Here is a 21,546-nt window from a genome sequence, read left to right as displayed (position 1 = left end):
CTCGCGGCACGCGTCACGCGGCACGCGGCACGCGGCACGCGGCACGCGGCACGCGGCACGCGGCACGCGGCACGCGGCACGCGGCAGGCGGCAGGCGGCGCGGCCGGCGGCGGGCTCGTCGGCCGCCTGCGATTACGCAGAGGTGCGCGGCACGATCAGCGGTGCCGGCAGTTCATGGAACGAACTGTCGTTCCGATCGGGATCGGCCCCGACGCTTCGCAGGATCGAGAGGACGTTCTCCGGGGCCGGCAGGGTCAGCCGGATACTCGTGATCGACGGGCGGGCGAACGCACTGACTGGCTGGTCGTCCGCTCCGACGATCGCGACTTGCGAGGGCACAGGAATACCGCGGTCGAGGAGGCCCGCCAGTGTCAGCATCGCGTAGTCGTCGTTGAAGGCCACGACACCGTCGAGTTCCTTCTTGACGATGGTGTCGGCCACGGCCGCGGCGGAGTCCTGCGTAAGGTCGGCGCCGATGCGTTCGAAGTGCACATCCGCGGAGAATCGCGCCGTTGCCGAGTACCGGCGTTCGGCCAGTGTCTGCAGGAGGGGCTCCTGCGGCACGAGGACACCGATACGGCGCCGTCCGCGCTCGATCAGGTGCGACACGGCGAGCGCTCCGACCGCCACGTGGTCGAAGCGGAAGATGTGGGCTCCCTCGCGTGGGCCCGCGTCGGTCATGATGACGGCCTGCACCCCGCCGCGCCGCAGCGCCGCGATGCTGGCGTCGGGGAAATCGGCGCCGCCCAGGGTCAGCACGGCGAGTGGCCGCATACTCAACCACCTGCGCACGGCATCCTCGCCGGAGGTGTAGCGGTCGCCGTAGAGCATGACCGAGAAGCCGTTTGCCTCAAGGGCTGCTTCCACGTCGTCGATCCACCGCGCGACGAGCGTGCCGAGCCGCCCCGGCGGGCTCGGGATGAGCACGGTGCTGCTGCGTCCCCGGCGGAGTGTGGCCGCCTGCCGGTGCGGGACGTAGCCCAGTCGCTTCGCTGCTTGCCGCACGCGCTCGCGGGTTGCCTCGGGGATGCTCTGTCCCGGTACCTCGTTGAGCACGAGTGAGACGGTGGAGCGCGACACTCCGGCGAGGCGGCCGACGTCCGCACTGGTCGCGGGCCTGTTCGGGCCCTGATGATCTGAGGTCTCGGTCGGTCGATGCGGCACAGATCAACCCTAGCTCACTCGTGTGAGTGGCGTGTAACGTGTGCTCGCACGTGTGAGTAACACTTTCCGCACAGGAGGCAGCCAATGCCGCAAAACATCACCAACTTCGAGCTTGTCAGGACGATGGGATGAGCGTGCTCGAGAGGCAGCGCGAGGTACACGGCAGATACGCCCGCGGCGGCGAAGTCCTGCGTCTGCTGACCGGTCTGCTGGTCGCGAACGCCGCGGTGTTCATGGTCAACGTCGGTGTGGCCGGAGTCCTGCTGCCGACTCAGATCGCGATGAACGATCCCGAGGGCAAGACCACCACACTGGGCTTGGTGACCGGAATCGGCGCTGTGGTCGCCACACTCACACAGCCGCTGGCGGGTTCGCTGTCGGACCGATCCGGACGCCGCAAACCGTGGATCATCGGCGGAGCGGTCGCCGCCCTGCTTGTCTTCCTTTTCGCCCCGCATGCGACGACGCTGTTGTGGATCATCGTCGGCTGGAGCGCCGCCCAAGTCGCGCTCAACGTCTACCAGGCCGCGGTCACGGCGGTCGTGCCCGACCGTATCGCTCCCGAGAACCGAGGGTTCGCGTCGGCGCTGTTCGGGCTCGGCCTGCCGGTCGGCATCACTGCCGGTGTGGCGATCGCCTCCCATTTCGCGGCACAGCCGGACACCGGGTACCTGATCTTCGGTGCCATCATCGTCGGTGCCGCCGTGCTCTACTCTCTGCTGTCACGGGAGAAGCGCAGGGTGGTGCAGCCTCTTGCCCTGCGGGAGCAGGCGCGCGGCTTTGTGCAGGCACTGAAGGGGCACGACTTCCGCTGGGCGTTCGTCTCGCGTGCGCTGCTGATCCTCGGCTATTTCTCCGTGGTCAACTTCCAGCTCTACATTCTCATGGACTACATCTCCCTGCCCGAGGGGTTGTCTCCCGTGGCAGCGACCGCCATCGTCACTCCCGTAACGGGTGTTGCGACGGTGGTGTCGACCCTGTTGGCCGGCTGGCTCTCCGACCGGCTGCAGAGGCGCAGGGTCTTCGTGTGCGCCTCCGCGGTGGTCTCTGCCGCCGGGTTGATCGTCCCGCTTCTGGTGCCCACATGGCCGGGCATGATCGTGTTCGGCGTCCTCGTCGGAGTCGGCTTCGGTGCCTTCATGGCCGTTGACACGGCTATCGCGACACTCGTGCTCCCCAGTGAGGAGAACGCCGCACGGGACATGGGCGTACTGAACATCGCCAGCGCCGCCCCGCAGGCCCTCGCCCCGTTCGTCGCCTCCTTGCTGATCGGTGTGTTCGGCGGCTACCCGGCCCTGTTCGTCGCCGGGGCGGCCTTTGCCGTCCTGGGCGCGCTCGCAATCCTGAAGGTGAGGAAGGTCCGATGACGTTCGTACGCACCGTCCACACGCGGTCATGGGGGAGCGGCCCGCGCACCGCGCTGCTCATCCACGGGATCATGTCGAGTTCGGAGACATGGCAGGAAATCGGCCCGCGACTGGCGTCCTTGGGGTATCGCGTGACCGCATTGGATCTGGGCGGACACGGCCTGAGCCATCGCGGCCCGTACAGCCTGGACGGGTGGGCGGACGACGTGATGTCCGTCGTCACCGCTCCGCCGAACCTGGTGATCGGACACTCTCTGGGCGGCGCGGTGCTCGGGCATGTCGTGGACCAGCTGCGGCCGGCGCGCGCTGTGTACTCCGACCCCGCCTGGCGCGGCACTCCCGGCGGGCCCTCGGCACGGGAGCTCTTCACGCCGTTCAAGCAGTCCACCGCCGAGCAGATCCGCGCCCGGGACCCGCAGTGGAGCGAAGCGGACGTGCAGGCCGATCTCCGCGGTTTCGCGCAATGGGATCTCGACACGCTGGACGCCGTCGACAGCCTGCACGCCGTGGACCGCATGCCCGCCCGCGCCACCGTGCCCTCGCTCGTGCAACTGGGCGGCGACAGTTTCATCCGCACCGACGATCTCGTCACCGACGCTCGGGAAAAGGGCTTCACCGTGCGGGAAGTTCCCGGAACCGGGCACAACATCCACCGCGACGACCCCGACGCGTTCATGGACTCCCTGGGAGGCTGGCTGTGACGACCGACACCAGCGGCGTCGACGCGCGGGTGGAGTCCCTGCTCGGCCGGCTCGGTCTGCGCGAGCGGGCCGCCCTGATGTTCCACCCGGTGCTGACCATCGGCCCAGGCGGCTCCATAGCGGACTTTGATCCCCGTGCCGACCGCCCGGGAGCCCGGGAGCTGATCGTGGAGCGCGGGCTGTCCCACTTCAACGTCGTCGGCACCGCATCGGCCGGTGACCTGGCCCGATGGCACAACGCACTGCAGGACTTGGCCGGCGCGACGGCGAGTGGGATGCCCGTCACGCTCTCCAGCGATCCACGGCACGCCTTCGCGGACAATCCGGGCACGGCGATCCCGGCCGGTGCCTTCTCGCAGTGGCCCGAGCCGCTGGGGTTCGGTGCGCTGCGTGATGCGGACGCGGCCTACGAGTTCGGCTGCGCGGTCCGGCGGGAGTATTCCGCGGTCGGCATCCGGGTCGCCTTGCATCCTCAGCTGGACCTGGCGACCGAACCGCGCTGGGCACGGCTCAACGGCACCTACGGCGACGACCCGGCCCTCGTCGGCGAGATCGCGGCATCCTATATCCACGGGCTGCAGGGCAATCGGTTCGGCGTCGGCTCGGTCGCCGCCATGGTCAAACACTTCCCCGGGGGCGGGCCCCAGAAGGATGGTGAGGACCCGCACTTCGCCTACGGGCGCGAGCAGGTCTACCCCACACATAACTGGGAAGCCCATCTCGCTCCGTTCCGCCAGGCACTCGACGCGGGCGCGCGCCAGGTCATGCCCTACTACGGCATGCCCATCGGCAGTCCCTGGGACGAGGTCGGCTTCGGCTTCAACCGCCCGGTCATCGAAGGCCTGCTGCGCAAGGAGCTGGGCTTCGACGGCATCGTCTGCGCGGATTGGGGCATCATCAGTGACTCCACTTTCCTGGGACACCCCTTCCCAGCTCGGGCATGGGGCGTCGAGCACTTGTCCCCGATCGACCGCATGCACCGTGCGCTGGATGCGGGAGTGGACCAGTTCGGGGGTGAAGCCTGCCCGGAACTCATCGTCGAACTGGTGGAAACGGGGCGGGTCGGCGCGGAGCGGATCGACGCGTCGGCACGCCGAGTGCTGCGAGAAAAGGTGCTGCTCGGCCTGTTCGACGAGGAACGCTACGTCGATCCCGGGCATGCGCAGGAAGTGGTCGGATCTCCCGATCTCGTCGCAGCCGGACGCCGCGCACAGAGCCGCGCGGTCACCCTCCTGAAGAACAGCCCTGCCGATGCCTGTGCCGCACGGCCCACCCTGCCACTCGATCGCGACGCTCGCCTGTTCGTTCAGGGTCTCGATCCCGAAGTGGCCGCCGCATATGCCCACGTCGTCTCCGACCCCGAGCAAGCCGACTACGCGATCGTGCGACTCCAGAGCCCCTACGACCCCCGCGGGATCGGTACCTTCGAGGAGTTCTTCCACACCGGACGACTCCACTTCGACGAGGAGACTGTCCAATCACTGCGCCGTATCGCGGCGGTGACACGGCTGGTGGCCGTCGTTCACCTGGAGCGGCCACCGATCCTGGGCGACATCACCGAACTGGCATACGCGCTCGCCTTCGACTACGGCTCTTCCGACGCCGCGCTGCTCGATGCCCTCTTCGGTACGGTGAAACCGGTCGGCCGGCTGCCTGTCGGCCTGCCGAAGTCGGTGCAAGCGGTGGAGCGGCACCCGTCCGACGCGCCGCTGCAAGGCGAGGAGGTGCTCTATCCGAGAGGTGCCGGCCTGGACGTCTGAGAGGCTGTCGGGCGACCTCTGATCGGGCGGCCCGCGGATCCCCGCCAACGAGGAGAGGGTGCGTCAGCCTTGCACGTGCGGCCCGCGTACCGATGTGCTGGGCCGGACCATCCCGCCGTCGACATCGTGTCCGGTAATGACCCACAGGCACCGCAGCCGGACGTCGGTGTCGTCAATCCCGCTGCGTCAAGTGTGAGGGAGGCGGCTCGTGCCGACATCAGGCTCACGCGGGCCCATCGGCTTGACCGGGGCGGGGTCATCGCGGAGGCGGATGAACCGGATACCTGCCGTTCCCAGTCACGCACAAGATCCGCTTCGAATTGATCAGCGCTCGGGCAGCACACCTGGTACACGAGCCGGAATCCGGCGTGTCGAGGACATCCGCAGGGGCGGTGGAGAAGCCGGTGACATCGGCGCCGAACCGGCTCGCGGCCGGACCCTGCAGGGCAGTGCCCTGCTCATCACCCTTGCGGCCAGCCCGTGTAAGCCTCGGCGAGGTAGGTCGACCCCGCGGTGGAACCGGTCACCGCGGCCAGCTCTCCCTCCTGGCGCCGGACGTCGAACCGGGTGGAGCCCGGCAGTGTGTGCAGCATGGTGGTCATCCAGTAGGAGGGGATACAGCGGCCGATACCCCGGGCCGCCACCTGCAGGGCGTTGACCAACCGCACCCGGTCATGCTGGAGGCTGGGTACCACGACCCCGAGCGCCGCCACGACGTCACCACCGGCCCGGATCGGCACGGCCGCCGAGCACGCACCCAGAGTCATCTCCTCCACCGTCGTGGCGAAGCCGTCCTCGCGTACCTTCTCCAACTGGCGACGCAACCGGCCGGGTTGGCTCACCGTGTACGGCGTCATCCGTGGCAGATCGTCGAGCACCCCGCCCTGGACATCGGCCGGCGCGTGCGCGAGCAGTATCTTGCCGACTCCCGTCGCGTGCAGCGGCAGGCGTGAGCCGATCGCGCTGACCACCGGTACCGAGGCGTGTCCGGAGAGCCGGTCGACGTACAGCGCTTGCCGGCCGTCGCGTACCGCGAGGTGCACGGTGGCCCGGGTCGCAACGTACAGATCGTGGAGGTACGGCGAGGCGATCTGGCCCAGCCCCGTGTGCACCGGCGCGAGCAGTCCGATGTCCCACAGCCGGCGCCCGACAACGTACTTCCCGGACTCGGCGCGGCTCAGCGCACCCCAGGCGACGAGTTCGGCGACCAGGCGGTGCGCGGTCGCGGCAGGAAGGTCGGCCCGGGCAGCGAGGTCGGTGAGGCTGAGCTGCCGGTGCCGCTCGTCGAAGGACCCAAGGATCGCCAGCGCGCGGCTGGTCACTGAGCGCCCGGGTCTCGCAGCGTTACCCGCCATGGCCGGCATCCTCCGATCAGTGGACGGTGAGCGCGGCCGACGGCTCATCACCGCTGCGCACGAACTGTCCACCGCAGCCGAAGCCTGCCCCCGCACAGCCTGTACACCGGTCGGCCGAACCGTGCTGTGACGCGGCTGCATCATCACCCCAGCTGCGATTCACGTTACGGCGAACGGTAGCGGCGAAGTTCACCGGTGGCCAGGCGTGACTGGTGTGGCCCAGGCCTGACCGTAGGAGGATCGTCCTTCTCAAGATTGTGTGACGAGGTGGTCCGCCGGAGCGCGGAGCTCATCGGCGGCGGAGGCCACGCGCTGGATGAGAGCGAGGAACTGCCTCTGCTCCTCGGCGGAGAGCGGCGCCAGGAAAACCTGGTTCATCCGCGCGGTGCGCACTGTCAGCTTGCGGTGGACACGTGCGCCGTCGTCGGTCAGACGCAGCAGGAAACGTCGGCCGTCCTGCGGATCACGGACCTTGTCGAGGAGCCCGCGCCGGATGAGCCGGCTGATCACCTCGGCGATGGTGGAACGGTCGAGGCCGACTCGGTCCCCCACCGTGCGCTGATCGAGACCGGATTCGGCGACGAGTGTGTTGAGGACGGCGAACTGCGGTGAGGTGATCTCCTCGGAGACCATCGTGTTCCACAGCAGGTGGTGCGCCTGCTGAAGCCGCCGGGCGAGGTGCCCGGGGTGGGAGTTCAAGTCCACCGCCGCCATCTGTACTCCTCGAATCGGGCGTCCGCGCGTCGATCCCCTGCGGATCCATTCAGTGCACTGAAAGATAACAGGCGACTCGCGTGGCCGCCCGGAGTCTTTGTGGGTTCGGCCCGCTTGACTGGTTCTACCTGGGGTCTTGACGACCCCTCCGAGAAGTGGCAGCGTACGGAAGCCTCACCAAGATAATCAGTACACTGACTATTCAGTAACGGAGAGATGAGGCTGCACCGGTGGACAAGGTGGTGCCGACAGCCGCTGAGGCGGTGACAGACGTGCCGGACGGCGCGTCGCTGGCGGTCGGCGGATTCGGGTTGAGCGGCGTACCGAACGTACTGATCCAAGCGCTGTACGAACGCGGGGTCGGCGCACTGAGCGTGGTTTCCAACAACTGCGGAGCGCTGGACTCGGGTCTTGCGGTGCTGCTGACGGCCGGCCGGATCGCACGCGTGACCGGGTCGTACATCGGGGCGAACAAAGAGTTCGCGCGGCAGTACCTGGCCGGCGAGCTGGAGGTCGAGATGATCCCTCAGGGCACGCTGGCCGAGCGGCTGCGCGCCGGCGGGGCCGGGATTCCCGCCTTCTACACCCCGGCCGGTGTCGGCACGCAGGTCGCCGACGGCGGCCTGCCGTGGCGCTACGACGGGAACGGCGGGGTGGAGCTGGCTTCGCCGCCGAAGGAGGTCCGCGAGTTCGACGGCACCGAGTACGTGCTGGAGCGTGGCATCCGCACCGACTTCGCCCTTGTGCGGGCCGCCAAGGGTGACCGGCACGGCAACCTCGTCTTCAGCAAGTCCTCACGGAACTTCAATCCGCTGGCCGCGATGGCCGGGCGCGTCACGATCGCCGAGGTCGAGGAACTCGTCGAACCCGGCGAGATCGATCCGGACGGGGTGCATCTGCCGGGCATCTTCGTGCAGCGGGTGGTGGCGCTCACCCCGGAGCAGGCAGCGGACAAGCAGATCGAACGGCGCACGATTTCCACGCCTTCGGCACGAGGGACGGTGAGCGGCTGATGGCCTGGACACGCGAGGAGATGGCCGCCCGCGCGGCCCGTGAGCTTGAGGACGGCCAGTACGTCAATCTCGGTATCGGCCTGCCGACATTGATCCCCAACTACCTCCCGGCGAACGTCCAGGTGGTCCTCGAGTCGGAGAACGGCATCCTGGGCACCGGCCCGTACCCGACGGAGGACCTGGTCGACCCGGATCTCATCAACGCGGGCAAGGAGACCGTCACGGTTCTGCCGGGCGCTTCCTTCTTCGACTCGTCCCTGTCGTTCTCGATGATCCGCGGCGGGCACATCGACGTTGCCGTACTCGGTGCCATGCAGGTCTCCGAGAAGGGGGACCTGGCGAACTGGGCCGTCCCCGGGAAGATGATCACCGGTATCGGCGGCGCGATGGACCTGGTGCACGGCGCCCGCTCCCTCATCGTGGTCATGACGCACACCGCGAAGGACGGCACACCGAAGATCCTGACCGAGTGCGCGCTGCCGCTGACGGGCAAGGCGTGTGTCAACCGGATCATCACCGATCTCGGTGTGCTGGACGTGGCCCCCGACGGGCTGACGCTCATCGAGAGGGCGCCGGGCGTCACCGTGACAGAGATCGTCGCGAAGACGGCCGCCGAGGTCCGCGTCGCGGAAGAACTCGAAGAGATCACCGAGGAAATCGCGTCATGAGCCTGCGCGACGTCTACATCGTCGATGCCGTCCGCACCCCCATCGGCCGCTACAACGGCGCCCTGGCCTCGATCCGCCCGGACGACCTGGCCGCCCACGTCATCCGCGAACTCCTCGCCCGTACGCCCCACCTCGACCACTCGCGCATCGAGGACGTCTGCTTCGGCAACGCCAACGGCGCCGGCGAGGAGAACCGCAACGTCGCCCGCATGGCCGCCCTGCTGGCCGGTCTGCCCACCTCCGTGCCCGGTGCGACCGTCAACCGGCTGTGCGCCTCCGGCCTTGAGGCCGTGATCCAGGCTGCCCGCGCCATCGCCTGCGGCGACGCCCACATCGTCCTCGCCGGCGGCGTGGAGTCGATGACGCGCGCCCCGTACGTACTGCCCAAGAGCGACAAGCCTTTCCCGGCCGGGCACACCGGGCTGTACTCCACCACTCTGGGCTGGCGCATGGTCAACCCGAGGATGGAGCCACAGTGGACGATCCCGCTGGGCGAGTCTGCCGAACTCATCGCTGACAAGCACAAGATCGGCCGCGATCAGCAGGACGAGTTCGCCCTCGGCTCCCACCGGAAGGCGGCCAAGGCGCAGGCCGAGGGCCTGTTCGACGCTGAGCTCGCGCCTGTACCCGTGCCTCAGCGCAAGGGCGATCCGGTGCTCTACACGGCCGACGAGTGCGTCCGCCCCGACGCCTCCCTCCAGAAGATGGCCCAGCTCGAACCGTCGTTCCGCAAGGAGAACGGCACCGTGACAGCGGGCAACGCCTCACCGCTCAACGATGGCGCCGCCGCGCTGCTTCTGGTCGATGAGCAGGGTCTGAAGGCCACCGGCCGCCAGCCACTCGCCCGTATCTCGGCGACCGGAGTCTCCGGTATCGACCCGCACTACTTCGGGCTCGCCCCCGTGGAGGCCACCAACCGCGCCCTCGCCAAGGCCGGGAAGTCCTACGCCGGCCTGGACGTGCTCGAGCTGAACGAGGCGTTCGCCGCCCAGGTCCTCGGCTGTGTGGCCGAGTGGCCGGAGTTCGACCCGGCGATCCTCAACCCGCAGGGCGGCGCCATCGCCCTCGGTCACCCGCTCGGGGCCTCCGGTGCCCGTCTCGCCGGCACCGTCGCGCACCAGCTCGCCCGCAAGGGCAGCGGCACCGGCGTCGCCGCCCTCTGCATCGGCGTCGGCCAGGGCCTCGCCCTCGTCCTCGAACGCTGATCCAAGGCCCAAGCGCCATCAGGACAAAGGAGTTCGGCCACCCATGGCCCTCACCCAGCACGACATCGACCAGGAAATCGCGGCCGAGCACGCCGCGTACCACAAGCGGGTCGCCGACGGCGCGCCCGTCGAACACCACCCGCGGCGCGACTACGCGCCGTACCGCTCCTCGGTGCTGCGCCATCCCAAGCAGCCGCCAGTGGCCATCGACGTCACCAAGGACCCGGAGCTGGCGGAACTGTCCTCCCCCGCCTTCGGAGAGCGCGACGTCACCGAGATCGACAACGATCTCACCCGGCAGCACACCGGCGAGCCCGTCGGCGAGCGCATCACCGTCTCCGGCCGGCTGCTCGACCGCGACGGCCGTCCCGTGCGCGGCCAACTGGTGGAGATCTGGCAGGCCAACTCGGCCGGGCGATACGCCCATCGGCGCGAGCAGCACGACGCTCCGCTGGACCCGAACTTCACCGGTGTGGGCCGCACCCTCACCAACGCGGAGGGCTTCTACCGCTTCACGACGATCCGGCCGGGCCCGTACCCGTGGCACAACCACGTCAACGCCTGGCGGCCGGCGCACATCCACTTCTCCGTCTTCGGCTCGTCGTTCACCCAGCGGCTGGTGACGCAGATGTACTTCCCGAACGACCCGCTCTTCCCGTACGACCCGATCCTGCAGTCCGTGACGGACGACGCGGCCCGGCAGCGGCTGGTCGCCACCTACGACCACAGCCTGTCGATGCCGGAGTTCTCCCTCGGCTACCACTGGGACATCGTGCTCGACGGGCCGCGGGCCACCTGGACGGAAGAGGGGCACTGACCGCCATGACGAAGATCGACACCGGGGTCCCGGAGCGCGCGTTGGCCACGCCCTCGCACACCGTCGGCCCCTTCTACGGCTACGCGCTGCCCTTCCCCGGCGGCGAGGACATCGCGCCCGTCGGCCACCCCAAGACCATCACCCTCCAGGGCTACGTGTACGACGGCGAGGGCGAGCCGCTGCCGGACGCGTTCCTGGAACTGTGGGGCCCGGACCCGGAGGGCAACCTGCCTCAAGCCGACGGCTCGATGCGGCGCGACCCTGCGAGCGGCGGCTTCCTGGGCCGCAACGGCGTGGAGTTCACCGGCTTCGGCCGCATCCAGGTGGATGCCAACGGCCACTGGACGGCGCGTACGCTGCGGCCCGGCGCCCGCGGGCAGAGCGCGCCGTACATCAGCGTGTGCCTCTTCGCACGGGGTCTGCTCGTCCACCTGTTCACCCGGATCTACCTGCCCGGCAACGAGGCAGCGTTGTCCACGGACCCGCTGCTGTCCCGGCTGGGCGAGAGACGACGCGGCACGCTGATCGCCAAGGACGAGGGCAACAGCACCTTTCGTTTTGATGCCCGCCTTCAGGGCGAGGACGAGACAGTCTTCCTGGAGTTCACGTGACGTCAGCCGACACCGAGGGCATCGCTGGTCACGCAGGCGGTATGCTCGGCCCCGGCTGGACGGGCTCCCCGGCCGCCACCGAGACAGGCGACACCGCATTCCTGCGGGCGTTGCTCGACGCGGAGACCGCACTGACCCGAGCCCAGGCGTCCCTGGGACTCGCCCCGCACGAGGCCGTGGCCACGGTGACGGAGGCGGCCGACCCCCAACGCCTCGACCTCGCGTCCCTCGCCGAGCGGGCGCGGGCCGATGGGAACCCGGTGATCCCGCTGGTCGCGGACCTGACCCGGGCGGTCGGCGAGCCGTACGGCACATATGTGCACCGGGGTGCAACCAGCCAGGACATCATGGACACGGCGATGATGCTGGTCGCCGCGCGAACCCTGGCCCCACTCCTCACCGATCTCGGCCGCACGGAGCGAGCGCTGGCCGGCCTCGCCGCCGAGCACCGCGACACCCCCATGCCGGGCCGCACGCTCACCCAGCACGCCGTGCCCACCACGTTCGGTCTCAAGGCCGCCGGATGGCGGTCGCTGGTGCTGGACGCCCGGGACCGGGTGACCTCGGCACGCGACTCACTGACCGCCCAACTTGGCGGCGCGGCCGGGACGCTGGCGGCGTTCACCGCGTACGGGGCCGACGACGCGACCGCGCTCCCCGCCGCCTACGCCCGGGAGCTCGGGCTGCGGGCACCCGTGCTGCCCTGGCACACGCTGCGCACACCGATCGCCGACCTCGCCGGCTGCCTCGCCTTCACCACCGGCGCGCTGGGCAAGCTCGCAGCGGACGTCCTCATCCTCTCCCGCACCGAGATCGCGGAGGTCGCCGAGGGCAGCGGCGGCAGCTCCTCCGCCATGCCGCACAAGGCGAACCCGGTGCGCTCGACGCTGATCGCGGCCGCCGCCCGGCGCGCACCACAGCTCGCGGCCACACTGTACGGTGCGCTGGTGGCCGGGGACGAACGGCCGGCCGGGGCCTGGCACGCCGAGTGGGAACCGCTCAGGGACCTGCTCCGGCTGGCCGGTGGTGCGGCCCGGGAGGCCGCCGAACTCGCCAAGGGCCTGCGGGTGTACCCGGACGCCATGCGCGAACACCTCGGACTCACCCACGGACTGATCGTCTCCGAGCGGCTCTCCGCCGAGCTGACGCCCGTACTCGGCCGCACCCGCGCGAAGGAACTCCTCACCGAGGCCGCCAAGCGTACGTATACCGAGGACCGGTCCCTGGCCGAACTCCTCGCCGAGGAGCCGAAGCTGACGGACGTCGACCTCGGCCGGCTGACCGACCCGACCCGTTATACCGGTTCCGCCGGAGCCCTCACCGACCGCGCCCTGGAGCGACGTTGACCTCCTCCGCCTCCCACAGGATCCTCAACCACCGCGCCGAAGGATCCAAGACCGCTCCCCCGCTGCTCCTCGGGCCCTCGCTCGGCACGTCCTACGCCCTGTGGGACAAGGTGGCACCCGAGTTGTCCATCACGCACCGGGTCCTGCGCTGGGACCTGCCCGGGCACGGCGGCTCGGCCGCCGGGCTGATCGGCCCCGGCGCGACCCTGGCCGACCTGGCCGACCTGGTGCTGCGGCTCGCCGACGCGCTCGACATCGAACGGTTCGCCTACGCGGGAGTCTCACTCGGCGGTGCGGTGGGCCTGCACTTGGCACTGCACCATCCCGAGCGCGTGTCGTCCCTGGCCATCATCTGCTCATCGGCCCATTTCAACGGGGCAAAGGCGTGGGAGGAGCGCGCCGCGCGGGTTCGCCGCGAGGGACTTGCCGGGCTCTCCGAGTCGGCGGACGCCCGCTGGTTCACCCCTGGCTTCACTGTGCCCCGGCTGGTGGACGACCACCGAAGGGCGGACCCGGAGGCGTACGCCGCCTGCTGCGACGCACTGGCCGCGTTCGACCTGCGCGACCGCCTCCCGGAGATCGCCGTCCCCACACTGGCCATCGCCGGGCGGGAGGACCCGGCCACGCCGCCGGCACATCTGCGGGAGATCGCGGACGCGGTGCCGGGCGCGGCCCTCGTGGAGATCCCCGGCGCCTCGCACCTGGCGCCCGCCGAATGCCCGGAGGCCGTCCTGACGGCGCTGCGCACCCATTTCTCCGGCGGCTCCCGGCGTGGCATGGAGGTGCGCCGGGAGGTGCTCGGCGACGTGCACGTGGACCGCGCGCAGTCCTGGCAGACCGAATTCACGGCCCGGTTCCAGGACTTCATCTCCCGCTACGCATGGGGCGAGATCTGGACGGATCCGACGCTGACGCGTCGTGAGCGCAGCATGATCACCATGACGGCGCTGGTCGCGCACGGCCACTACGACGAGCTGGCCATGCACGTCCGCGCGGCGCGCCGCAACGGTCTCACCCCGGAGGAGATCAGCGCAGTGCTGCTGCAGACCGCCGTCTACTGCGGAGTCCCGGCAGCCAACTCGGCGTTTGCGGCGGCACAACGGGTACTCGCGGAGGACAACAGAGACCGGGCCTGACGAACAGCGGGGGCGGAACGCGGATCTGCGCTCCTGCACGGCGAACTCGCCGATGCCGAGCCCAAGAAGCTCCGCTACCGGCTGTTGCACGCAGCCGCCCGACTCACCCGCGGAGGCCGCCGCCTCCACCTGCGAATCGCCGCCACCTGGCCATGGCGGCACGAGCTGGCGAACGCTTTTGCCTGCCTCGCGGCACTGCCGAGACCGGCTACCTGACCAGTGACTTCGTCCTTGACCGCCCCCTACATGAGGACCCGGAGCACCCGACCACGCGCCGGGCCCCAGCCATGCCCACCGGACGAGAAACAGCCGACAGCCGCGGCCATTGCGACCAGACCGACCCAACCCGAGCCGACTGAAACGGGGAGGTTAGTAAATCGAGCCCGCACCGCGATCTGATGCTGTCGTGCCTGGTCAGCTGGGTTCTGTCTCGCCTGTTCGGGGTGTCGCGAAGGTGACGGGGGCGTGGAAGCGGGCGCGACGGGCGGCGCGGCGGAAGGTGGTGAGCACCGCGGGGCCGGCCAGCAGGACGCACACGAAGTTGGTGACGGCCCGGCCGGTGTCCCAGCCCAGGGAGGTGGCGAGGTCGAAGGCGAGGTAGCGGTGCCACTGCTCGGTGAAGGGCAGGCCGGGCAGGTAGGCGATGGAGCTGTTCGGGTCGAGGGAGAAGGGCCAGAAGGAGAGGTTGAGGAGGAAGCCGAAGAGGTAGCCGGAGAGGGAGCCGTAGACGGCGAGCATGAGGACCTCGCGGCGGCCGGTGGCCCGGGGCAGGAAGCCGGCGAGCATGCCGACGAACGCGCAGCCGAACATCTGGTACGGCATCCACGGCCCGACCCCGCCGGTGATCAGCGCGGAGGCGAACAGGGAGGTGCAGCCGAGGGTGAAGCCGAAGCCGGGGCCGTAGACGCGTCCGGCGAGGACGAGGACGAAGAAGACGGTCTCGATGCCTGCGGTGCCGGCGCCGAGCGGGCGCAGGGCGGCGTTGACGGCGGACAGGACGCCCAGCATGGCGAGTGCTTTGGAGTCGATGCCGCCCTCGGCGATTTCCGAGAGGATCACGCACAGGACGAGGACCAGCAGGACGCCGAAGATGAGCGGGGGCGCGTAGTTGGAGCCGAACTTCCCCGGGGCGACCACGAACGGCCAGAAGAACGCGACCAGGCCGAGGAATGCGGCCAGGGTCATGACGACGCCGACGCGCGGACTCAGCCGGACAGCGACCGCCGTCATTTCCGCCCCTCCGCCTTGACCTGGTGGACCGTCAGGTACGGAAGCGGAGCGAGGATCTTCGCGGTCTGTGGCGCGAACACGGGTGAGGCGACGATGACTTCGGTGGTCGGGCCGTCAGCGACGATGTCTTGCTCGGCCATGACGACGACACGGTCGGCGGCGCGGGCGGCGAACTCGACGTCGTGGGTGGAGATGACGACCGCGCGGCCTTCGGCGGCGAGGGTGTCGACGACACCGATCAGCTCGGTCTTGGCGCGATAGTCCAGTCCGCGGGTCGGCTCGTCCAGGAGGATGATCTGCGGCGCGGCCGAGAGCTGGATCGCGAGGACGAGGGCGAGCTTTTGTCCCTCCGACAGATCGCGGGGGTGGCTGGCGTCGTCGATGCCCGCAGCGAGCCGGTCCAGGACGGCGCGGGCTCGCACCTCGGTGCCGGACTCGGTGTCGGCCTGGTCGAGTTCCGCCTTGACGCTCTCCAGGTAGAGCAGGTCCGCCGGGGTCTGCGGGACCAGGCCGACGAGCCGGCGGGCCTGCGTGGCGGGGACGGCGTGGGGATCGGTGTCCTTTCCCACTCCGGTCACCTTCACGCTGCCCGCGCGGCGGGGTCCTGAGCCCTGCAGGGCCCAGAGCAGGGAGGACTTGCCGGAGCCGTTGCGGCCCATGAGCGCTGTCACCTCGCCGGCGTGCAGGTCGAGGTCCACTTCCCGGACGGCGGGAACGCCCCGGTAGGTGACCGTGACGCCGCGCGCGGCCAGCAGCCGGGACCGGGGTGCCGTCGGTTGCGGGCGGACCGGGGGCGGGACGCGGTCGGCGAGGGTTGCGCGCAGGGGTGCAGCGGCGCGGCGGGCGTCGCGGACGGACAGGGGCAGCGGGGACCAGCCGGCCGCCCGGCCCAGTTCCACGATCGGCGGTGCGATGTCGGAGGTGCGCAGGATGTCGGCGGGCGCGCCGATGCGGGCGTGGCCGTCGCCGGGGAGGTGGATGACGCGGTCGGCGTACTGAACGACCCGTTCGAGGCGGTGTTCGGCCATGAGGACGGTGACGCCGAGGTCGTGGACGAGGCGGGTGACGGCGGCGAGGACTTCTTCGGCGGCGGTCGGGTCGAGGGCGGAGGTGGGTTCGTCGAGGACCAGGATGCGGGGGTGGGCGGTGAGGACGGAGCCGATGGCGACGCGCTGCTGCTGTCCGCCGGAGAGTTCGTGCAGGGCGCGGTGGCGCAGGTCGGCGAGCCCGAGGAGGTCCAGGGTCTCCTCGACGCGTTTGCGCATGGTGGCGGGCGGGATGGCCAGCTGCTCCATGGCGTAGGCGAGTTCTTCCTCCACGGTGTCGGTGACGAAGCCGTCGATCGGGTCCTGTCCCACCACGCCGACGACGTCGGCGAGTTCGCGGGGCGGGTGGTGGGCGGTGTCGCGGCCGTCGACGGTGACGCGGCCGTACAGGGTGCCGCCGGTGAAGTGCGGCACGAGCCCGTTGACGGCGCCGAGGAGGGTGGATTTGCCGACGCCGGTGTGTCCGACGACGAGGCAGAGTTCGCCCTCCTCCACCGTGAGGTCTACGTCGCGAAGGGCGGGCTCGGGGGCGTCGTCGTAGTGGACGGTGACCTGGTCGAATGTGATCACGGGGTGTGGGCTCTCTGGGGTGGGGGTGCGAGCAAGCCTGCGGTGCCGGCGAGCAGGATCGCGGCGGTGGGCACCAGGGGCAGTGCGGGCCAGGTCAACGGGTAGAAGGTGGGGTTGAGCTGGGCGGGGTCGTAGCCGAGACCGGTGAAGAGCAGGACGGCGGACAGCACGCCGCTGCCCGCGACGGCCCACTCCGGCAGCCGCCACGGGTCGGGGCGGTAGGTGGTGCGGGTGATCCGGCGTCCGCCCAGCCGCAGCCCGGCCACGCACAACAGCGCGCCCGCCGCCATCGCCGGGAAGCCCAGGAAGGCGGGGGCGGTGGCGTCCAGCAGGCCGTAGGCGCCGGCGCACAGCCCGGACATGCCGAGCAGCATCAGCGCTCCGGTGATCCTTCGGGAGCGGCGGGTGGCGGTGCCCGCACGGCCGTATCCGCGGGAGTCCATGGCGGCGGCCAGCCGCAGGGAGCGCTCCAGGGCGTCCTCCAGGACGGGGACCACGATGCCGCGCAGCGCCTTCATGCCCTGGGTCCGTCCGGCGCGCAGTTTCCGTGCGCGGGCGACGCGTTGCACGCTCTGCACGAGCTGCGGCGCCACACTGATCGCGACGGTGACGGCGACCCCCAGTTCGTACAGCGCGCCCGGCAGCACGCGTAGGGCGCGTTTGGGGTTGGCGAGCGTGTTGGCGGCGCCGATGCAGCACAGCATGCAGGCCAGCCGCAGCCCGTCGGTCGCGGCGGACAGCAGCGCCTCCAGGGAGACCGGTCCGCCGATGCGGATCCCCGCGTACCAGTGGGGGGTGGGGAGGTGCGGGAGCGAGAAGAGGAAGTGGTCGCGCGGGGTGATCCCGGTGGCGAACACCGCGCGGAACACGACCCGGATCGCCACGACGCTCAGGGCCAGGTAGAGGTAGTACCGGAAACCGCGCGCCCAGGGGGCCTCGGTACGGCGGGCGGTGACGACGTAGCCGAGGACTGCGAGGACCAGGAACAGCAGCAGCGGGTTGTTGGTACGGCTGACTGCGGTGGCCAGGGCCAGCGCCCACACCCACCAGGCGACCGGATGCAGCGTGCGCGGCAGACGGCGACCGCCACCCTCCGGCTGCCGGGAGCGGCCGGAGGGATCGGCCGTCGATTCAACGGTCGTACGAGCCATCGCCGTCACTCGGTACGACGGCGGCGACGGCGCGCCTCGTACGCCGCGGCGCCGCCGATCAGCAGCACGAGCGAAGCGCCGGCGACCATGGGCACGATCGAGCCGGAGTCGTGCCGGGCGTCGGCGGCCGGAGCGGCATCGACCACCCTGCTGTCCGAAGTCGGCACGGCCACCGCCGACGGGGTTGCCGTCGGGCTCGTCGACGGGCTGGGCGTCAGTGTCCGTGTCGGGCTGGGGCTGGGGCTGGGGCTTGGTTTCTTCGGCTTCGGCGAGGGGGACGTGGCGGGCCGCTCCGGCGCAGGGCCCATGTCGACGTCGGGCGGCAGCTCGGGGGCCTTGGAGGTGGAAGTCGGCCGGCCGGTGTCGCCCTGTGGCCGGGTGTTGTGGGCGCGCAGCTGGTCGGGGGTGACCGTGGGGCGCCCTTCCGTGCCCTCGACGTTCGTGGCACCGAAGATCCACAGGTCGACACTGCCGGGCTTCGGCTTGTAGAGCATGGCGCCCAGCTGGCTGTACCGCCAGTCGCCGGCGCCTGGGTCGGCGTGCCAGTACGACCAGTAGGCGGAGGCGGGCGGGGTGAGGACGCAGTCGTCCTCCGCGGCGGTCGGGTACTGCTTCCCGCTCTGGTAGCCGCTGTAGCCGATCCGGCAGATGAACGCCGGGCCGTCGTGTCCAGTGCCGGTGGTCTGCCAGCCGCCCTGGTTGAGGAGTTCGTAGCCGGTGGTCGGCGTGGTGCCACAGGAGCGCAGGATCGGGCCGCCCCAGTGACTGAAGTCGACCGCGAGAACCACTCCGGAGGTCGTGGTGCAGCGGCCCATCGCCTGCGGGTCGGCCGTCGCGGAACCTGTCGTCGCGCCGAAGGCGGCGGCTGTCACAGCGAGAGCCGCTACGGCACGGGCCGCTGTCTTGAGGAAACCGGTCACCGCTCGCCCCCCGCATCCACTCGGCGGCGGGCCACGGCCGCCGTGCGCCACCCGGCGAGCACCAGCAGCGCGGCGATCACGGCGAGAGCCCCGATCTGTACGCCGGTGGAGGCCAGCGCTCCGCCGCCGCTGACGCCGTCGGCGGTGGGCCCGCCTGCGCCGCCTGCCGTGTCGCCGGGAGTGACGATGTCGGGGGCACTGCCGCTCGGGCTGGGCGTCGGCTGCGGCGAGGTGCCGGTGAGACTGCGCTCCAGCGTGCCGAAGGAAACTCCGGTCGCGCCGCTCACGGCCTGGGTGGAGGCCCTCAGGTCGGAGCCGCGCTGGCCCTCCTTCGCCACGTTGAAGCCGCCGTCGGCGTTCTGCTGGGAAGCGAGGAACTTCCGCGCCCCGGCGATCTCGTCGACGTACTTCCCGCCGTCGAGGGACAGCCCCTGCACGGCCAGGGCCGCCGAGTTGACGGAGTTGCCGGCCGCCCCGGGAAAGCCGCCGTCGGACAGCTGCTTCGACGCGATCCACGCCAGGGCCCTGTCGACAGCGGCCTCCGCCTTCTGCCCGCCGGCCAGGTCCAGGGCCATGGCGGCGATCGCGGTGGAGTCGACGTCGGAGTCGTCGGTGGCGGGGATCAGGCTCGGCCAGGCACCGGTGTCCTGCTGGAGGCTCTCCAGGTAGGCGATCGCCTCCTCGGGCTTCTCCCCCGCCCTCAACTGCGCCATGACGGCGAGGGACTGGGCGAACACCGACGGCGCGTAGCGGTAGGCACCCTTGGCCGCGCAGGAGCGGTCCGGAGCGGTGCTCGGCTTGGCGCATACGGACTCATCGAGCGCGGCGATCAGGTCGCGCCCGGCGAAGTCGCGCGGGTTTCGGCCGACGGCTTCGGCGAGCAGGGCGGTCTTGCCGAGGGAACCGCCGGCGGCGTAGGCGGTGCCGACGCCCGTCCAGTCGTTGACGGTGCGGCCCTCGCCGTCCTTCCCCTTCTGGTCGAGGAAGTCGACGATGCCGCGCAGCTTGGCGTTGTTCAGGCCGGTGGCGGCCAGGGCGTAGGCGCCGTCGATGGTGAGGCCGAAGTCCGCCCGCGAGGTGGCGGGTCCGGAGGTGTAGTACAGGCCCTGCTTGAGGTTGGTCGCGCTGGTGAGGTAGGCAACCCCCTTCTTCAGGTCGGGGCCAATGCCCGGCGCGGGCGTGGCCGGCGGGGAGGTGGGGGTCGTCGGCGGATCGGTGGGTTCGGTCTTCTTCGTCGTGAGGGTGGCCAGGCTCGTGCCGGTGCCTGCGAGGACGGCGGGCGGGGTCGGGTAGAGGGCCGGGTCGGTGGCGCCCTCTTCGAACCCGAAGCCTCCGCCGGTCAGTTGCTGCCGGGACAGCCAGCCGACGGCCGCCTCCGCGCGGGCGGTGTTGCCGAGCGCGTGCAGTGCCTGGGCGGCGTAGGCGGTCGCGTACACGCTGCCGGTGGTGGCGCCCGTGTAGCCGGGGAAGGAGCCGTCCGTGCGCTGCACTGTGGTGAGGTAGGTGCGGGCCTTGGCGACGGTGTCGTCGTGGCCGCCCGCCCGGTGCAGGACGAGGGCGACCAGGCCGGTGGTGGCGGGGTCGCCGTCGCAATACTCGCCGGGGCGGATGAGGATGCTGGTGATGCCGCCGTCGGTGCACTGGAGCTGGGTGAGCCGGTCGACCGTCTCGGCGGGCGGGGTCACCGCGGCACGCAGCAGGGCCAGGACGGACAGGGCCTGTCCCTCGGCGTAGCCGGCGTTGCGGAAGTCGCCCTTGGCAGTGCAGCCAGGGATGGGCTCGCCGGACTCGGGGCCCGCCGCGCACACGTTCTTGGTCAGGTCGCCGACGAGGTCGTGGCCGCCGAAGGCGCGCGGGTCGCCTTCGGTGCTCTCGGCGAGGAGGGCGAGCCGGGCGGCTGCGGTGGCGTCGGGGGCCTGGCCGGTGCCGGACGGGTAGGCGTAGTCGACGGTGTGGGCGGCGAGGAAGGCGGTGACCTTGTCGAGTCCGGTGCTGTCGCCGTCGACGGCGGCAAGGGCGTAGGCCGTCTCCGTCGTCAGCAGGTGGTCGGGGGTGTCGGCGCCGTCGTCGACGACGCGCTCGCCGTCGGTGAGGCGGCCCTTGAGCCAGGCCACGGCGGCCTTCGTGTCGATCTGGCCAGGTCCCCCGGTGGGCGTGCCGCCGGGATCGGGTGTGCTGTCCCCGCCCGCGCGGACGTCATCGGGGGTGAAGGTGGGCTTGCCCGTGCTGCCGCCGATGTCCGTGCCGCCGTAGGCCCAGGCGTCGACGTCGCCGTCCCCCAGTTTGCGGTCCATGGCGCCGTACTGGCTGTAGGTCCAGTCGTCCTGGCCGGGCGAGGCGGTCCAGTAGGACCAGTACGCGGTGGCGGGCGGGGTCAGGACGCAGGACTCCTTGTCCGCGGTCGGGTACTGCGTCCCGGAGTTGAAGGAGCCGTATCCGATGCGGCAGATGAAGCCGGGGCCGTCGTGCTCGGTTCCGGTGGTGGTGAACCCGGCGTCGTGGAGCAGGTCGTAGCCGGTGGTCGGGGTGGTGTCGCAGCCGCGCTGAACGGTGCCGCCGAAGGGGCCGAAGTCGACGGCGACGATCGCGCCCTTGGTGGCGGTGCAGTCGCCGACAGGGTCGGCGCTCGCGGGCGTCGTCGTGAGGAAGGTCACGCAGGCGGCCAGCACCGCCAGCCACGACGCCACCATCGCTGTCAGGGCTCTGGGGCTGCTCGCCGCCCGCCCGTCTCTTCGCTTCTGGTTCCCCACCCACGGTCCCTCGTTGTGTGGC

General features: G+C 70.7%; 18 protein-coding genes and 1 pseudogene. 11 read left to right on the top strand and 8 right to left on the bottom strand.

Annotation, left to right across the window (positions count from 1 at the left end; all coding sequences use genetic code 11):
• Positions 1-132 precede the first annotated feature (132 nt).
• On the bottom strand, positions 133-1,164 hold the full coding sequence (locus tag ABT245_RS20085) for a LacI family DNA-binding transcriptional regulator (protein ID WP_351735347.1): 1,032 nt from the start codon (positions 1,162-1,164) through the stop codon (positions 133-135).
• A gap of 128 nt (positions 1,165-1,292) precedes the next feature.
• Between ABT245_RS20085 and ABT245_RS20080 the strand changes: the two genes are divergently transcribed.
• The 3 genes from ABT245_RS20080 to ABT245_RS20070 are packed head-to-tail and all read left to right on the top strand — an operon-like array spanning position 1,293 to position 4,992.
• On the top strand, positions 1,293-2,531 hold the full coding sequence (locus ABT245_RS20080; protein WP_351735345.1) for an MFS transporter: 1,239 nt from the start codon (positions 1,293-1,295) through the stop codon (positions 2,529-2,531).
• Positions 2,528-3,232 carry an alpha/beta fold hydrolase gene (locus ABT245_RS20075; protein WP_351735343.1) on the top strand — a complete coding sequence of 235 codons (705 nt, stop codon included), beginning with the start codon at positions 2,528-2,530 and terminating at the stop codon, positions 3,230-3,232. Before ABT245_RS20080 ends, ABT245_RS20075 begins: the two co-directional genes overlap by 4 nt.
• On the top strand, positions 3,229-4,992 hold the full coding sequence (locus tag ABT245_RS20070) for a glycoside hydrolase family 3 protein (protein ID WP_351735341.1): 1,764 nt from the start codon (positions 3,229-3,231) through the stop codon (positions 4,990-4,992). Before ABT245_RS20075 ends, ABT245_RS20070 begins: the two co-directional genes overlap by 4 nt.
• A 461-nt stretch (positions 4,993-5,453) precedes the next feature.
• Here ABT245_RS20070 and ABT245_RS20065 read toward each other — a convergent pair whose 3' ends face one another.
• Together ABT245_RS20065 and ABT245_RS20060 are read right to left on the bottom strand one after the other, a co-directional pair.
• The gene (locus tag ABT245_RS20065; RefSeq protein WP_351735339.1) at positions 5,454-6,347 is read right to left on the bottom strand and encodes an IclR family transcriptional regulator; all 894 of its coding nucleotides are present in this window, start codon (positions 6,345-6,347) and stop codon (positions 5,454-5,456) included.
• A 249-nt stretch (positions 6,348-6,596) separates the two neighbouring features.
• Entirely contained in the window at positions 6,597-7,061 is a 465-nt protein-coding gene (locus ABT245_RS20060; RefSeq protein WP_351735337.1) for a MarR family winged helix-turn-helix transcriptional regulator, read from the bottom strand.
• Between the two features lie 230 nt (positions 7,062-7,291).
• On the opposite strand from ABT245_RS20060, the gene ABT245_RS20055 reads away from it, so the two are divergent.
• The 8 genes and pseudogenes from ABT245_RS20055 to ABT245_RS20020 form a co-directional block, all read left to right on the top strand.
• A complete protein-coding gene (locus ABT245_RS20055) occupies positions 7,292-8,074 on the top strand; it encodes a CoA transferase subunit A (RefSeq protein WP_351735335.1) in 783 nt (260 codons plus the stop codon).
• On the top strand, positions 8,074-8,742 hold the full coding sequence (locus tag ABT245_RS20050) for a 3-oxoacid CoA-transferase subunit B (RefSeq protein ID WP_351735333.1): 669 nt from the start codon (positions 8,074-8,076) through the stop codon (positions 8,740-8,742). The genes ABT245_RS20055 and ABT245_RS20050 overlap by 1 nt, the downstream gene beginning before the upstream one ends.
• A 2-nt stretch (positions 8,743-8,744) precedes the next feature.
• Complete coding sequence (locus ABT245_RS20045) at positions 8,745-9,947, top strand: thiolase family protein (RefSeq protein WP_351735363.1); 1,203 nt, start codon at positions 8,745-8,747, stop codon at positions 9,945-9,947.
• 43 nt (positions 9,948-9,990) lie between these two features.
• Positions 9,991-10,764 (top strand): protocatechuate 3,4-dioxygenase subunit beta, encoded by a 774-nt coding sequence (pcaH, locus tag ABT245_RS20040; protein WP_351735332.1) that lies wholly within the window; start codon positions 9,991-9,993, stop codon positions 10,762-10,764.
• Positions 10,765-10,769: 5 nt separating this feature from the next.
• Complete coding sequence (pcaG, locus tag ABT245_RS20035) at positions 10,770-11,375, top strand: protocatechuate 3,4-dioxygenase subunit alpha (RefSeq protein ID WP_351735330.1); 606 nt, start codon at positions 10,770-10,772, stop codon at positions 11,373-11,375.
• 41 nt (positions 11,376-11,416) lie between these two features.
• A complete protein-coding gene (pcaB, locus tag ABT245_RS20030; RefSeq protein WP_351735361.1) occupies positions 11,417-12,721 on the top strand; it encodes a 3-carboxy-cis,cis-muconate cycloisomerase in 1,305 nt (434 codons plus the stop codon).
• The gene (pcaDC, locus tag ABT245_RS20025) at positions 12,718-13,857 is read left to right on the top strand and encodes a bifunctional 3-oxoadipate enol-lactonase/4-carboxymuconolactone decarboxylase PcaDC (RefSeq protein WP_351735328.1); all 1,140 of its coding nucleotides are present in this window, start codon (positions 12,718-12,720) and stop codon (positions 13,855-13,857) included. Before pcaB ends, pcaDC begins: the two co-directional genes overlap by 4 nt.
• Positions 13,858-13,887: 30 nt before the next feature.
• Positions 13,888-14,073 (top strand): annotated as a pseudogene (locus tag ABT245_RS20020) (transposase); the annotation flags it as partial.
• Between the two features lie 198 nt (positions 14,074-14,271).
• Here the strand turns inward: ABT245_RS20020 and ABT245_RS20015 are convergent.
• The 5 genes from ABT245_RS20015 to ABT245_RS19995 are packed head-to-tail and all read right to left on the bottom strand — an operon-like array spanning position 14,272 to position 21,464.
• Positions 14,272-15,087, bottom strand: a complete 816-nt coding sequence (locus ABT245_RS20015) for an ECF transporter S component (RefSeq protein WP_351735326.1) — start codon at positions 15,085-15,087, stop codon at positions 14,272-14,274.
• On the bottom strand, positions 15,084-16,703 hold the full coding sequence (locus tag ABT245_RS20010; protein ID WP_351735324.1) for an ABC transporter ATP-binding protein: 1,620 nt from the start codon (positions 16,701-16,703) through the stop codon (positions 15,084-15,086). Before ABT245_RS20010 ends, ABT245_RS20015 begins: the two co-directional genes overlap by 4 nt.
• Positions 16,700-17,854: an energy-coupling factor transporter transmembrane component T gene (locus ABT245_RS20005; protein ID WP_351735322.1), complete on the bottom strand. Its 1,155-nt coding sequence runs from the start codon at positions 17,852-17,854 to the stop codon at positions 16,700-16,702. Before ABT245_RS20005 ends, ABT245_RS20010 begins: the two co-directional genes overlap by 4 nt.
• A gap of 5 nt (positions 17,855-17,859) precedes the next feature.
• Entirely contained in the window at positions 17,860-18,774 is a 915-nt protein-coding gene (locus tag ABT245_RS20000) for a hypothetical protein (protein ID WP_351735319.1), read from the bottom strand.
• Complete coding sequence (locus ABT245_RS19995; protein ID WP_351735317.1) at positions 18,771-21,464, bottom strand: prenyltransferase/squalene oxidase repeat-containing protein; 2,694 nt, start codon at positions 21,462-21,464, stop codon at positions 18,771-18,773. The genes ABT245_RS20000 and ABT245_RS19995 overlap by 4 nt, the downstream gene beginning before the upstream one ends.
• Positions 21,465-21,546: the final 82 nt, after the last annotated feature.

The organism is Streptomyces sp. NPDC001508 (assembly GCF_040298665.1).
In the GTDB taxonomy this organism is placed as follows: Bacteria; Actinomycetota; Actinomycetes; order Streptomycetales; family Streptomycetaceae; genus Streptomyces.
Note: the sequence above shows the minus strand (reverse complement) of the source record. Positions and strands in the feature narration are given on the sequence as shown.